The organism is Candidatus Pelagibacter sp. HIMB123 (assembly GCF_052048195.1).
Lineage (GTDB): Bacteria > Pseudomonadota > Alphaproteobacteria > Pelagibacterales > Pelagibacteraceae > Pelagibacter.
The window spans coordinates 36,528-50,097 of the sequence record NZ_JBNAIL010000002.1 but is presented as its reverse complement, the minus strand read 5'-3'; the positions used below and the strand labels follow the sequence as shown (position 1 = coordinate 50,097).

At 27.3% G+C, this 13,570-nt stretch carries 11 protein-coding genes and 1 other RNA gene; 11 read left to right on the top strand and 1 reads right to left on the bottom strand.

Translation table 11 applies throughout. The features are described 5' to 3' along the window. Positions 1 to 11: 11 nt before the first annotated feature. Positions 12 to 800, bottom strand: coding sequence for an MlaA family lipoprotein (locus tag ACTTBL_RS00480; protein ID WP_440643138.1), 789 nt, complete (start codon positions 798 to 800; stop codon positions 12 to 14). Between the two features lie 99 nt (positions 801 to 899). Here ACTTBL_RS00480 and ACTTBL_RS00475 point away from each other — a divergent pair, with 99 nt between their 5' ends. The 11 genes from ACTTBL_RS00475 (at position 900) to ACTTBL_RS00425 (ending at position 13,569) form a co-directional block, all read left to right on the top strand. Continuing rightward, positions 900 to 1,643, top strand: coding sequence for an N-acetylmuramoyl-L-alanine amidase (locus tag ACTTBL_RS00475; protein WP_440643137.1), 744 nt, complete (start codon positions 900 to 902; stop codon positions 1,641 to 1,643). Between the two features lie 41 nt (positions 1,644 to 1,684). Further along, positions 1,685 to 2,042: RNase P RNA component class A (gene rnpB, locus ACTTBL_RS00470), an RNA gene on the top strand. A gap of 214 nt (positions 2,043 to 2,256) precedes the next feature. Then, the gene (gene mraZ / locus ACTTBL_RS00465; RefSeq protein ID WP_440643136.1) at positions 2,257 to 2,724 is read left to right on the top strand and encodes a division/cell wall cluster transcriptional repressor MraZ; all 468 of its coding nucleotides are present in this window, start codon (positions 2,257 to 2,259) and stop codon (positions 2,722 to 2,724) included. Position 2,725: 1 nt separating this feature from the next. Next, entirely contained in the window at positions 2,726 to 4,210 is a 1,485-nt protein-coding gene (ftsZ, locus tag ACTTBL_RS00460; protein ID WP_440643135.1) for a cell division protein FtsZ, read from the top strand. Positions 4,211 to 4,228: 18 nt separating this feature from the next. Beyond that, complete coding sequence (gene rsmH, locus ACTTBL_RS00455) at positions 4,229 to 5,239, top strand: 16S rRNA (cytosine(1402)-N(4))-methyltransferase RsmH (protein WP_440643134.1); 1,011 nt, start codon at positions 4,229 to 4,231, stop codon at positions 5,237 to 5,239. Next, entirely contained in the window at positions 5,236 to 5,541 is a 306-nt protein-coding gene (locus tag ACTTBL_RS00450) for a cell division protein FtsL (protein WP_440643133.1), read from the top strand. Before rsmH ends, ACTTBL_RS00450 begins: the two co-directional genes overlap by 4 nt. Continuing rightward, complete coding sequence (locus tag ACTTBL_RS00445) at positions 5,541 to 7,232, top strand: peptidoglycan D,D-transpeptidase FtsI family protein (RefSeq protein ID WP_440643132.1); 1,692 nt, start codon at positions 5,541 to 5,543, stop codon at positions 7,230 to 7,232. Before ACTTBL_RS00450 ends, ACTTBL_RS00445 begins: the two co-directional genes overlap by 1 nt. A 2-nt stretch (positions 7,233 to 7,234) precedes the next feature. Next, positions 7,235 to 10,078: a UDP-N-acetylmuramoyl-L-alanyl-D-glutamate--2,6-diaminopimelate ligase gene (locus ACTTBL_RS00440; RefSeq protein WP_440643131.1), complete on the top strand. Its 2,844-nt coding sequence runs from the start codon at positions 7,235 to 7,237 to the stop codon at positions 10,076 to 10,078. Next, complete coding sequence (gene mraY, locus ACTTBL_RS00435; protein WP_440643130.1) at positions 10,078 to 11,163, top strand: phospho-N-acetylmuramoyl-pentapeptide-transferase; 1,086 nt, start codon at positions 10,078 to 10,080, stop codon at positions 11,161 to 11,163. Before ACTTBL_RS00440 ends, mraY begins: the two co-directional genes overlap by 1 nt. Beyond that, positions 11,163 to 12,461, top strand: coding sequence for a UDP-N-acetylmuramoyl-L-alanine--D-glutamate ligase (gene murD / locus ACTTBL_RS00430; protein ID WP_440643129.1), 1,299 nt, complete (start codon positions 11,163 to 11,165; stop codon positions 12,459 to 12,461). The genes mraY and murD overlap by 1 nt, the downstream gene beginning before the upstream one ends. Then, a complete protein-coding gene (locus ACTTBL_RS00425; protein WP_440643128.1) occupies positions 12,448 to 13,569 on the top strand; it encodes an FtsW/RodA/SpoVE family cell cycle protein in 1,122 nt (373 codons plus the stop codon). The genes murD and ACTTBL_RS00425 overlap by 14 nt, the downstream gene beginning before the upstream one ends. Position 13,570: the final 1 nt, after the last annotated feature.

Genomic DNA, 13,570 nt, shown 5'->3' with positions numbered 1-13,570 from the left:
TATTTAATTTGTTATTTCGGCTCTATCTCTTCCCAGTCATCATCGTTGTAAATAACTTCAATATTTCCTCTTTCAAGATTTTTAATTTTATTTTCTCTATCTTGAGTATATACACTTCTTACTGATGCATAAAAATCTACTGAATTTTTTTGTAGATTATCCAAACTGTCAATATTTTCTGCCCTGAATGCTACACCAGTTAATATTTTTGTAGCAGCGAAAAGTTCTGCATCTAAATATTCATTATTAGCATTTGTTGAAACATTATAATAAGGATCACCACCTAATACATTAACAAACATTCCTGCAGTATCCCTAATTGTTGAAGGGCCTAAAACTGGCAAAACTAAATAGCAACCTGGTCCAACTCCCCAAGCTCCAAGTGTTTGTCCATAGTCTTCCTTAACATATTTAGGAAAACCCATCTCAGATGCTGGATCAAATATACCTAGCACTCCAACGGTTGTATTCAAAATAAATCTTCCTGTATTAATTCCAGCTAGTTTAAAATCACCTTGCAAAACATTGTTTGGAACAGTAACTAAAGTTGATAGATTTTTTAAAGCATTGCCAGTACCTTTCTTTATGGGAGATGGTAGTGCTCTATATCCTTTTGCAACAGGTTTAAAAATTGCTTTATCTAAGCTTTGATTTAATGAAAAAGTTAATCTGTTTAAAGGCTCAAAACAATCTTTTGTAGGTTTATTTTTTTTTGATAATTCCAACTCCCCGTCAGAACCCGCTAGAGCGTTAGCAGAAAGGAATAATAACAAAAAAATAATTTTTATAGTTTTTAACATTTATTTAAAATATATATATTCTATGTAAAGATAAAGTAAATCAAGATTTAGCAATTAAAATGACTAAAATATGGCTTAAAATTAAAATTGGCCACCAAAATGAGTATAAAAATTACCTCTAATTATTCACCTAATTTTAATCCAATAAAAAGAAAACCTAATCAAATTAAATTCTTAGTTTTTCATTATACAGGAATGAGAAACGATTCTGTTGCTATTGAAAAATTAACCAATGTAAAATCTAATCTAAGTTGTCATTACTTTCTAAAAAAAAATGGTGAAATTTTATTGATGGTACCGGGTTCATATATCGCATGGCATGCTGGTAAATCTAAATGGAAACATTATAAATCTCTTAATAGACATTCTATTGGTATAGAGATCAGTAATCCTGGGCACGAACATAACTACAAACCTTTTTCGAAAAAACAAACTCAATCTTTAATTAAATTATCTAAGACATTAATTAAAAAATATAAAATTAAGTCTCAAAATATTTTGGGGCATTCAGACATTGCTCCAGAAAGAAAAAAAGATCCAGGAGAAAAATTTCCATGGAAAGAGTTGTCAAAGCAAGGTATTGGTTTATGGCATTCATTATCTATTCAATTACTTAAAAAAAATAGAAAAATTGAATTAGATCAAGTCAGTAAAAAAATATTTTTTAACAATTTATCAAAAATTGGGTATGCAATGAAAAAAACTGAAAATTTAAAAAATAGAAAATTTAATAATTATATTGTGAAAGCTTTTCAAAGAAGATTTAGACAAGAATTGATAAATGGAAAAATTGATAAAGAATGTTTGATTATTAGCAATAATTTAGCAAAAAAATTTGCATAAAATTTCTTGAAGTTTTAAAAATTAGTATTAATTTAAATATGCCAGATAAATGACTTATCGCTTTAATTAAGTTTAAAGAGGAAAGTCCGGGCTCTACAAGGACACAGTGCCAGGTAATACCTGGCGGGGGGAAACCCTAGGGATAGTGCCACAGAAAATAAACCGCCATAACATGGCAAGGGTGAAAAGGTGTGGTAAGAGCACACCGGTTCTATTGGTAACAATGAACGCTGGAAAACCCCACTGGGAGCAAGACTAAGTAGAGATGACATTGTTGAAAAACAGAAAGCCGTCCTTGGCTAGTCATCAGGGTTAGTTGCTTGAGCTTAAGAGTGATCTTAAGCCTAGACAAATGATAAGTTTAAATGACAGAACCCGGCTTATAGTTTATCTGGCAAACTCATTCACAATATAGATTTTTACATTACACGGATGTTCTTGATTTGATTCAATATTAAGTCATTACTAAAAAAGCCTATTCTTATAAACGCTGGTATAAAAAAAACTAATATGTATAAGGAAAATCAGTCAAGATTCAGGGTTTGACTATCTTTTTAAATACCCATATATTCCCATATATTCCCAATTATGGAATTTATAAATTTAAAAATATATGTTTTTATCTACTTACGAGAACAAATTGGACAAAAAGGGGAGAGTATCAGTGCCTGCTAGTTTCAGGTCATATTTGTCAAATTTGGGTTACAACGGTATTATTTGTTATCCATCTTTTAACAATTCATCAATAGAAGCATGTTCTCAAGATAGAATTGAAAAAATTTCTTCAGCAATTGACTCCTTAAATCCTTTTGAGGAAAAAAGAGATTACTTTGCAACATCAATATTAGCAGAAAGTATAAATTTACAATTCGACAGTGAAGGCAGAATTTCACTTTCATCAAAATTATTGAAACATGCAAAAATAAAAAATAGCATGTTGTTTGTTGGTCAAGGCCAAACATTTCAAATATGGGAGCCAACAGCATTTGAAAAATTTAAGACATCAGCAAGAAAAAAAGCAAATATTAATCGTGCAAGTCTTAAATGGGAAAAACACTTAAACAACAACGAGGGGAAATAAGATGACAATAAACTTTAAAGCACCAGAAATTAAAGAGTTGCAACCACGACTATTAGTATTAGGAGTTGGTGGGGCAGGCGGAAATGCTATCAATGAAATGATTGAAAACAATATGCAAGGAGTAGAATTTATTGCAGTTAATACCGATGCTCAAGATTTAAAGTTAAGTAAAGCAAAATCCAGAATTCAAATAGGTTTAAATTTAACAAAAGGTTTAGGAGCTGGAGCAAAACTTGATATTGGTCAAGCTGCAGCTGATGAGTCTTTAAATGAAATTGTAAATACACTTCAAGGTGCAAACATGGTTTTTATTGCAGCTGGTATGGGTGGTGGAACGGGCACTGGTGCTGCTCACGTCATCGCAAGAGCTGCTAAAGAATTAAATATCTTAACTGTAGGTGTTGTGACTCTTCCATTTTTATATGAAGGCCCCTCTAGAATGAGAAGAGCACAACAAGGTTTGGAAGAGTTAAGAAAACATGTTGATACAATAATTGTTATACCTAACCAAAATTTATTTAAAATAGCTAATGAACAGACTACTTTTGAAGAGTCATTTAACCTTTCAAATAATGTTTTGATGCATGGTGTTCAAAGTATAACTGATCTGATGGTCAGACCTGGTTTAATAAACTTAGATTTTGCTGATGTTGAAACGGTTATGGCAGCAATGGGTAAAGCTATGATGGGAACAGGTGAAGCTGAAGGAGAAGGTAGAGCTCTTAAAGCGGCAGAAATGGCAATTAGTAATCCGTTAATAGATGACTATACTTTAAAAGGTGCAAAAGGTTTATTGGTAAATATTACCGGTGGTAAAGATCTTAAACTTTTTGAAGTTGATGAGGCTGTAAATAAAGTTAGAGCTGAAGTTGATCCTGAAGCAGAATTAATTATTGGTGCAATTACTGATACAGAACTTGATGGAAAAATGAGAGTTTCAATTGTTGCAACCTCATTAGATGGTCAGCAACCAGACTCAAAATCTGTTGTAAACATGGTTCATCGAATTCAAAACCGTAATCCTGGCTATTCTGATTTTTCAAATATGGGATCCTCTCAATCTTTCAATTTTTCAAACACAACAACGTCAAATCCAATTACTCATGGCGCAAATGCTTTAAAACTTGAAAATGAGATTGTTCAAGAACAACAAACTGAAAGTTCTCACAATCAAATGATGAATGAGGAAGTTGTTCAAAATACTAGCATGGAAAGTGAGAGTATAGTTGAAGATAATTCAATTAATGAAATGGAAAAATCTTTTGCACAAGAGGCTTTGGAAACTAATAATGAAGGAACCCAAGATAATAATATTCATGAAGAGGTTTCTAATGATCTTAAAGAATTTGGAGTTGATTCTGATGCCCCAGATTTATTCAGTTCAGAAACTGAAACCTCAAGTTCAGATGAACTTTTATCTTCTGAACATGAGGAAGAAGAAGATGATCTTGAGATACCAGCATTCTTAAGAAGACAAAAAAATTAATGGTCTTCCAAGAAATAAATGGACGCCACCATAGTACCGAAAATGCAAAAGCATTATCCGGTACTGCTAAAAGAAATTATTAGCGTTATTTCCCCTCAACATGGTGGCACATTTATTGATTGCACGTTTGGTCAAGGTGGTTATACCAAAAAAATTTTAGACTTTGAAAATACAAACGTAATAGCTCTAGATAGAGATATAGAGAGTGCAAAAATTGCTAACCAATTAAAAGAAAGTTTTAAAGATAGATTTATTTTTAAAAATATTAAATTTAGCCAATTAAATAATTTAAAGCTTAAAAACGAAAATATAAGAGGAGTAATTTTTGATCTCGGTTATTCTTACACTCAGATAAAAGATCCAGAAAAAGGACTTTCATTTGAAGCAAATGGTAAATTAAATATGCAGTTAGGTTTAAATAACTATTCTGCAGAAGATGTAATAAATAAACTTGATGAAAAAGAATTAGAAAAGATTTTTAAATTTTTTGGTGACGAAAAAGAAGCAAAATACATTGCACGAAATATCAATAAAGAGAGATCTAAAAATGACATTGATACTAAATCTTTAGTTGAAATTATTGATAAATCAAAAAAAAGAAAAAATTTTAAAATTCATAATGCAACCAAAGTTTTTCAGGCACTTAGAATTTTTGTAAATAAAGAAATAAGCGAATTAATTTATGGGCTTATTAATGCCACTAAAGTTTTAAAAAAAGGAGGCATTCTAGGGGTAGTTACTTTTCATTCTTTAGAGGATAAAATAGTAAAATATTTTTTAAAAAGCCTTTCTGAAAATAAAAGTATTTCACGATATAGTCCTCTTGTAAAACAAGCTGATACATTATTTAATTTGATTCAAAAAAAACCAATAACTCCCTCAGAAGAAGAGTTAAGTGAAAATCCACCGTCTAGATCTGCTAAATTTAGATATGCAATAAAAAAAACTGATTTTTATAATTTCGATACCGATATAGAGGAGAAATTCAGAAATTATATTGAAATCGAAAAATATGGAGACAAACTGTGAAAAAGTATGTTTTAGCATTAGTGATTTTTTTTTTAGTCTTATCAACTGCAATAATAAAAAATTCGACTAAACAGATTGAAGATGAAATATTTACAGCAAAAGAGAGTATTCGAGTTTTAAAATCTGAATTTGAAAATGTGTCCTTAGAGTATGATTATTTAAGTTCTGCAGAAAGATTACTTGAATATCAATCACAGTATTTTGAGGATGAGTTAATTCAAAAAAATATAAATGACTTAAAAATTTATAATATTTCAGACTATATAAATAAAATCCAAAATTTTAAAATTACAAAAGAGTAATGGCTGATAATAAATCTAAATTAATTATAGAAGACTACAAAAGTGATTTTATATTTAAGAAAAAAGAGAATGGATTAAATATTCAATTTAATCGTGTAGCTTTTATTTTTTTCATTTTTTTTATTATCTATTTGATTTACACAATTCACTTAATTCATCTAGGCTCACTAAAAGATAATTTAGAACAAAGAAGCAATTTATTTTTGACTTCAAATAAACTCTACAGAGCAGACATTACAGATATAAATGGAAATTATTTAGCTAAGACAGTTAAATCTATCGATATTGGTTTAAAAACTTCAGATATAATTAATGAAAAAAAATTACTTCTAAGTTTAAATATTATTTTTCCTGATAAAAATTTTAATGAAATTAAAAAAAAAATAAAAACTAAGAAATTTTTTTATTTAGAGAAGAAAATTTCAGAGGAAAATTATGAAAAAATAATGAAACTAGGCGATAAATCTCTAGTCCCAGAAGAAAGAGTTTTAAGAATGTACCCACAAAAAAATCTTTTTAGTCATGTTTTGGGTCAGATAGATGATGACAATAACGGTATTTCTGGATTGGAAAAATCATTGAATGACGAACTTAGACAATCAAAAAAACCCATTAGACTTACTCTAGATAAGGATATTCAGTTTTTAATAAGAGAAGAATTAATTAAATATCAGGAAATTTTTAAAAGCAAAGGTAGTGCAGCCATTTTAATGGATGTTAATAATGGTAATATTTTATCACTAGTTTCTTTGCCAGATTTTAATCCAAATGAAAGACAAAATATTACAGATGTAAATTATATTAACAGGGTAACTAAAGGAACATATGAACTCGGCTCTGTATTTAAAGCATTTACTTTTGCTAGCGCTTTAAATGAAAAGGTAATTAAACCAGAGACTGAATTTTTAGATTTACCCAAATCAATTAAATGTGACAAATACAGAATAGGTGAGTATGACAATGAAATACCGTCAGATTTAACTGCAGAGCAAATTTTAGTTAGATCTGGAAATATAGGATCTGTCAGAATTGCTCAAAAAATTGGCCCACAAAAATTTAAATTATTTTTAGAAAAAGTTGGCGTGTTAAGTGATTTTGATTTTGATATTGAAGAAGTTGCTCCTCAAAAAAATTATGATTTTGGGAAATGTAGATTAGCTACAGCTTCTTTTGGACATGGAGTAGCGACTACAATTCTTCAATTGGCAAAAGGTTATGCGGTTTTATCAAATGGTGGTTATGAAATTAAGCCAACATTAATTTTTAAAGAGAATAATTTTAAGCAAAAAAACGAGAGAATATTAAACAAAGGTATTTCGGAACAAGTTGTTAAGGCTTTAAGAAAAATTGTAAATACTGAGGAAGGCACAGCTAAATTTGCAGATGTTCAAAATTATGAAGTTGGTGGAAAAACAGGAACTGCTGATCAACCTGAGGGAGGAGCATATTCTGAAGCAAAAATAAATACTTTTGCCTCCATTTTTCCCACTTCAAATCCACAATTTGTTTTTGTCGTAATGTTAGATACTCCAAAAAAATCTAAAGATTATTATTATAAGTATAGACACCGAAAAGGAGGCTGGAAGGGTACACTTTATAATACTGCTGGCTGGACTTCAGTAGAGGTAGCTGGAAAAGTCATAGATAAAATCGGGCCTATTTTAGCCACAAAATATATAGAGGTTAATTAATTATGCTTCTGGGAAACTACTTTCATAACATAAATAAAAATTATAGAAATTTTTCCTTTTCAGGAATTTCATTTAATACAAAGAGTATTAAAAAAAATAATATTTTTTTTGCAATCAAAGGAAATTCTATTGATGGGAATAAATTTATTACTAAAGCAATTAAAAAAGGATCAAAAATTATTGTTACTGAAAGAAAAACAAGTCAATTCCAAAATGGAATTTTGTATATTCATACAAAGAATATAAGAAAATTATTAGCTGAAACTGCTTTTAAAATTTATAATAAAAAACCAAAAAATTTAATTGCAGTTACTGGTACTAACGGAAAATCATCGGTTGCAGATTTTTATTATCAAATATTAAAATTAAATAATAAAAAAGGTGCTTCAATTGGTACATTAGGTGTTAAATCAAAAAGTATTAATTTGAATTTATCTAATACAACAATAGATCCAATCAAATTGGCTAAAATATTAAGCAAGTTGAAAAATCAAAAAATAGAGAATGTAATTATGGAAGCCTCAAGCCATGGTTTAAAGCAAAATAGATTAGATGGTTTAAAGTTTAATTCAGGTATATTTACTAATCTATCCCATGATCATCTTGATTATCATAAAAATTTAAAAAACTATTTAAATGCAAAACTTTATTTATTTGAAAACCTAATCTCAAAAAGAGGAAATGTAATTACAGATCAATCAATACCTGAGTTTAAAAACATAAGAAAAATTGCAATTAATAAGAAATTAAAATTGCATACACTTAATGATGGAAACAATAATCTAGAGCTTTTATCTCATAATTTTAAAGGAGAGGGTCAATTTCTTAAAATTAAATTAAATAGCGCAATAAGGAATATAAATTTAAATTTAATTGGAAAAATACAATTAAAAAATGTTTTGATGGCAATAATTGCAGCAAAATATAGCGGTATTAGTATAAATAAAATTTTAAATACAATTCCAAAATTAAAAACTGTTGAGGGAAGGTTTGAAAAAATTGGTAAAATTAAAAATCAATCAAAAGTAATTCTTGATTACGCACATACGCCTGATGCTCTAAAAACTTGTCTTTTAAATCTTAGAGAACAATTTCCTGATAAAACAATCACAGTGTTATTCGGTTGTGGGGGAAATAGGGACCAAAGTAAAAGATCAAAAATGGGGAAAGTAGCTAGTGATTTTGCAGATAGTATCATTCTTACAAATGATAATCCTAGATTTGAAAATCCTCAAAAAATAATAAGAGATATAAAAAAGGGAATTAAAAAAAAGAGAATTATTGAAATATCTAATAGAGCAATAGCAATAACTCAAGCTGTTTATAATTTAAATTCAGGTGATATTTTGTTAGTTGCTGGAAAAGGTCATGAGAAAACGCAGGATATTGGAAATAAGAAAATTTTCTTTTCAGATAGAAAGTTAATTCTAAATGCTATCAAGCATAAAAATAATAATTTATCAGATAATTTAAAATTAAATGTGGTTAAAGAAGCAGCCAAAATTAAAAAATTGTCTACTTCCATATCTTTAAAAACAGCAAGGATTAATTCTCAAGAAGTTACTAAAAATGATATTTTTTTTGCTATTAGAGGAAAAAAAAATGATGGTAATAAATATGTTTCACAATCATTTAACAGAAAAGCATCTTTAGCTGTAGTAAATAAAATTCAAAATAAATTAAATAAAAATCGACAGATTAAAGTTAAAAATACTTTAAAATTCTTAACAGATATTTCAAAAACTTTTAGAAAAAGTATTGATACAAATATTATAGCTATTACAGGTAGTTGTGGAAAAACTACGCTTAAAGAATTGCTGGGCAATGTATTAAGTAAAATTACGAAAGTAAGTATTTCACCAAAATCTTATAACAATAAATTTGGAGTTCCTTTGAGTCTTTTTAATTTAAAACAAAATGATGAATTTGGAATTTTAGAAATTGGAATGGATAAAAAAGGTGAAATTGATTATTTGTCTAAAATTATAAAACCAGATATTGGTGTAATAACAAATATAAATTATGCACATGCTAAAAATTTTAAAAATATTAAACAAATCGCTTTGGCAAAATCTGAAATTATTAACAACATAAAACTTTATGGTTATATTGTATTGAATGCAGATGACAGTTTTTTTCAATTACATAAAAAAATTGCCAAAAAAAAGAAAATTAAAGTAGTTTCTTTTGGTATTAAAAGTCAGAAAGCAGACATTAAATTAAATAATATACAGCCCTTCGGAAAAAAATTTAAAATTAATATAAAGTTAAATAATAAAAAAAAGGATTTCACAGTATCTAACGATTTTCAAAACAATATATACAATATACTTGCTGCTTTAGCGGTTATTAGTATTTCTAAAAATATATTTAAACTTAATGAAAATATTTTTCTCAATTTCAAAATTCCAGGAGGAAGAGGAGATCATTCTGTAGTAAAAATTGATAATAAAAGAATTAATTTAATTGATCAAAGTTACAATTCAAATCCTCTATCATTAAAATCAGCGATAAAAAATTTTGATAAAATAAACTCGAAAAAATCAAATAAATATCTACTAATTGGTGACATGTTAGAGCTTGGTAGTCATTCTAAAAAACTTCATCAATCTATTGCTCCAATAATTAATCAAACTAAGATAGATAAGGTATTTGTTAAAGGTAAAATGGCGTCTATAATATTTGCAAATATTTCAGAAGCCAAAAAAGGCAAGATTTTATTAAACAATTCTCAAATTATTGAATTGATTAGAAAAGATTTAAATAATAATGATTATTTAATGATCAAAGCCTCACTTGCGACAGGATTCAACGACATAGTAAAAGATCTGAAAGGATTGCATTAATGCTTTATCAATTTTTGTTAAATTTTGTTGATACTTTTAGTTTTTTAAATGTGTTTAAATATTTAACTTTTAGAACAGGTTTATCTTTTTTCACCTCATTGGTTATTGTGCTGATTATTGGAGGTCCTTTTATTAAATTTTTTTCAAAACAAAAAATTTTAAATCCAATCCGGGACGATGGACCTGAGGATCATATAGTTAAAAAAATTGGCACACCAACAATGGGAGGTTTAATAATTTTATTTGGCTTATTAGTATCAGTAATATTCTGGGCAGATTTATCAAATATTAATATTATATTTTGTGTCTACATAGTAATTACGTTTGGTTTATTAGGAGCATATGATGACTTTAAGAAGATTAAATTTAGCAACTCATCAGGAATTTCTTCAAAGTTTAAAATAACTTCACAAATAATATTAGCAATCATTGGTGTAAGTTTGTTCGTTTATTTAAATGATTATAAAGATTTAAATAATTTATATTTTCCATTCTTTAAAAATTTAATCATAAACCTTGGATGGTTTTTTATACCATTCGCAATATTCGTAATTATTGGTTCGTCAAATGCTGTTAACCTTACGGATGGATTAGATGGTCTAGCAACAGTACCTGTAATATTAGTTGCAGCATGTTTTGCTTTTATAAGTTATGTTACTGGAAATATTGTATTTTCAAATTATTTACAGATACCTTACATAGAAGGAACTGGTGAAGTATCAATTTTTTGTGGTGCAATTATTGGCTCTTGTTTAGGTTTCTTATGGTTTAATGCTCCACCTGCCAAAATTTTTATGGGTGACACAGGCTCATTATCTCTTGGAGGATCTTTAGGTGCAGTAGGAATTATCACAAAGCATGAAATTGTTTTAGCTATTACTGGTGGACTTTTTGTACTAGAGGCAGTTTCAGTAATGGTTCAGGTGATTTCGTTTAAACTTACTGGAAAAAGAATTTTTAGAATGGCGCCTATTCATCATCATTTTGAGAAAAAAGGATGGCCAGAGTCTACAGTTGTAATTAGGTTTTGGATTATCTCTATCATCCTAGCAATGATTGGTTTAGCTACCTTAAAATTAAGATAATGAAAATATTTAATAATATTTTTTTAAGAAAAAAAATATTAATTTATGGTTTAGGAAAGAGTGGCATTTCATCTTATAAGTTTTTAAAAAATAAGTCTGATGTATATTTGTTTGATGACAATCCAAAAATTAAATTTAAACTTAAAAAAAAAATTATTAGATATGAACAAATAAAAAAAATAAATTTTGATAGAATTATTATTAGTCCTGGAATTGATATCTCAAATTGCAAATTATCAAAATTTTTAAAGAAAAATTTTAAAAAAATTCACACCGACCTTGATGTCTTGTTTTCATTTTATAACAATGAAAGTATTACGATTACTGGAACTAATGGTAAATCTACAACTGCTAAAATTTTACATGATGCTTTAATCGATCAAAAAAGAGACTCAAGACTTATTGGGAACATTGGTAATCCAGCATTATCAGAAAAAAATATTACAAAAAAAACAATCTTTGTGATTGAGGCCTCTTCTTATCAGCTAAATTATAGTAGCGTATTTAGATCAAAATATGCGATAATTTTAAACATAACTGCAGACCACATTGAAAGACATAAAAGTCTAAAGAATTATGTAAATGCAAAATTTAAATTATTAACATCTCAAATAAGTGGATCTTTTGCATATGTAAAAAAAGAGGATGAACTAATAACTAAAAAATTAAATAAAAATAAATATAGTTCAAAGATCTACAGAGTACAGACTTCAAGCATAGATAAAAAGTTTAATAAAATTACTAATAAATATTTTTTATCTCATGGGAATAAAGAAAATTTATCATTTATATTAAAAATTGCCCCAAGATTAAAACTTAATTACAAAAAATTAATTAAAACTATTAATAAATTTAAAGGCCTAGATTTCAGACAACAAATTATATTTGATAAAAAAAATCTTACAATAATTAATGACTCTAAATCTACAAGCTTTGCTTCCTCGGAAAATATATTAAAAAATTTAAATGATGCATATTGGATATTGGGAGGAATTCCCAAAAAAGGAGATAAATTTAAACTATCAAAAATAAAGTGCAAAAATATTAAGGCTTATATTTTTGGATCACATCATAGAAAATTTATAAAAATTTTAAAAAATAGATTAAAAATTAAAAATTTCAAAAATTTACAAGAAACCCTTAAAGTTATTTTCTCAGAAATTAATATTCAAAAATCAAAAAAAAATATTATTTTTTTCAGTCCAGCTGGAGCTTCATTCGATAGTTTTAAAAATTTTGAAGATAGAGGGTATCATTTTAATCAAATAATTAAAAAGTATATTAATGCAAAGCGATAGTATTGTTTACAAATTTTATTATCAATGGTGGAAAAACATAGATAAATCTATTTTTTTACTAATAAGTTTATTATTTGTTATTGGATTGTTTTTTTCTTTAGTTTCAACTTCTCTAATAGCCTCTGATAAGTTAGATACCAACAGTTATTTCTTCTTTTTTAAACATTTGATTTATGTGTTAATTGGAATATCTTTTATTTTTATATTTTCCTCTTTAAATTCAGATCAATTATATAAATACTCTATTTTTCTTTTTTTTATTTCACTTATTTCTTTATTTTTGGTGCCATTCGTTGGTGTTGAAGTTAAAGGATCTAAAAGATGGATAGACTTATTTTTCTTACCAAGATTTCAGCCTATAGAAGTTTTAAAACCATTTTTAATAATAATTTTAGCAACTATTTTATGTGAAAGTAGATCAAATATTTTATTTAAGTATTTGATATCTATTATTTTGATATCCGTTATTTCTTTACTTTTAATAGCTCAACCAGATATTGGTCAAACTTTGTTAGTAGTATTTTGTTGGGCAGTTCAAATCTTCACATCAGGAATTAATATATATATTCTTTTAGCAATATTTATTGCTGGTGCATCTTTACTTACCTATCTTATTATTTATGTACCCAGGTTTGATTATATTCAAGGACGTATTTTTTCATTTTTCAATAGAGAAACAGGTACACATAATTTTCAATCTGATAAAGCAATAGAATCTATTACAAGTGGAGGTTTTTTTGGAAAAGGTATAGGTGAAGGTACTCTTAAAAATAGAGTTCCCGAAGCTCATACTGACTACATTATTTCAGTAATTTCTGAAGAGTTTGGTGTTGTTGCCATAATCTTAATATTATTATTGTTTTTGATCTTAATTTATATGGTTTTTAAAAAAATAAGTTTTGAGACAAATGATAAAGTTAAACTTATTTTAATTGGTTCTACTAGTTTAATATTAATGCAGGCCACTATTCATGTAGGGGTTAATATAAGATTATTTCCAACTACTGGAATGACGTTACCTTTTTTAAGTTATGGTGGTTCATCGATAATAAGTACATCAATATTAGCTGGGATAATTTTAAATTTAACAAAAAGAAAAATAACTTAAT

What these genes read in the sequence shown, in the direction of transcription:
- ACTTBL_RS00480 (WP_440643138.1), bottom strand. Translation starts at nt 800, where the DNA reads ATGTTAAAAACTATAAAAATTATTTTTTTGTTATTATTCCTTTCTGCT.
- ACTTBL_RS00475 (WP_440643137.1), top strand. Translation starts at nt 900, where the DNA reads ATGAGTATAAAAATTACCTCTAATTATTCACCTAATTTTAATCCAATA.
- mraZ (WP_440643136.1), top strand. Translation starts at nt 2,257, where the DNA reads ATGTTTTTATCTACTTACGAGAACAAATTGGACAAAAAGGGGAGAGTA.
- ftsZ (WP_440643135.1), top strand. Translation starts at nt 2,726, where the DNA reads ATGACAATAAACTTTAAAGCACCAGAAATTAAAGAGTTGCAACCACGA.
- rsmH (WP_440643134.1), top strand. Translation starts at nt 4,229, where the DNA reads ATGGACGCCACCATAGTACCGAAAATGCAAAAGCATTATCCGGTACTG.
- ACTTBL_RS00445 (WP_440643132.1), top strand. Translation starts at nt 5,541, where the DNA reads ATGGCTGATAATAAATCTAAATTAATTATAGAAGACTACAAAAGTGAT.
- ACTTBL_RS00440 (WP_440643131.1), top strand. Translation starts at nt 7,235, where the DNA reads ATGCTTCTGGGAAACTACTTTCATAACATAAATAAAAATTATAGAAAT.
- mraY (WP_440643130.1), top strand. Translation starts at nt 10,078, where the DNA reads ATGCTTTATCAATTTTTGTTAAATTTTGTTGATACTTTTAGTTTTTTA.
- murD (WP_440643129.1), top strand. Translation starts at nt 11,163, where the DNA reads ATGAAAATATTTAATAATATTTTTTTAAGAAAAAAAATATTAATTTAT.
- ACTTBL_RS00425 (WP_440643128.1), top strand. Translation starts at nt 12,448, where the DNA reads ATGCAAAGCGATAGTATTGTTTACAAATTTTATTATCAATGGTGGAAA.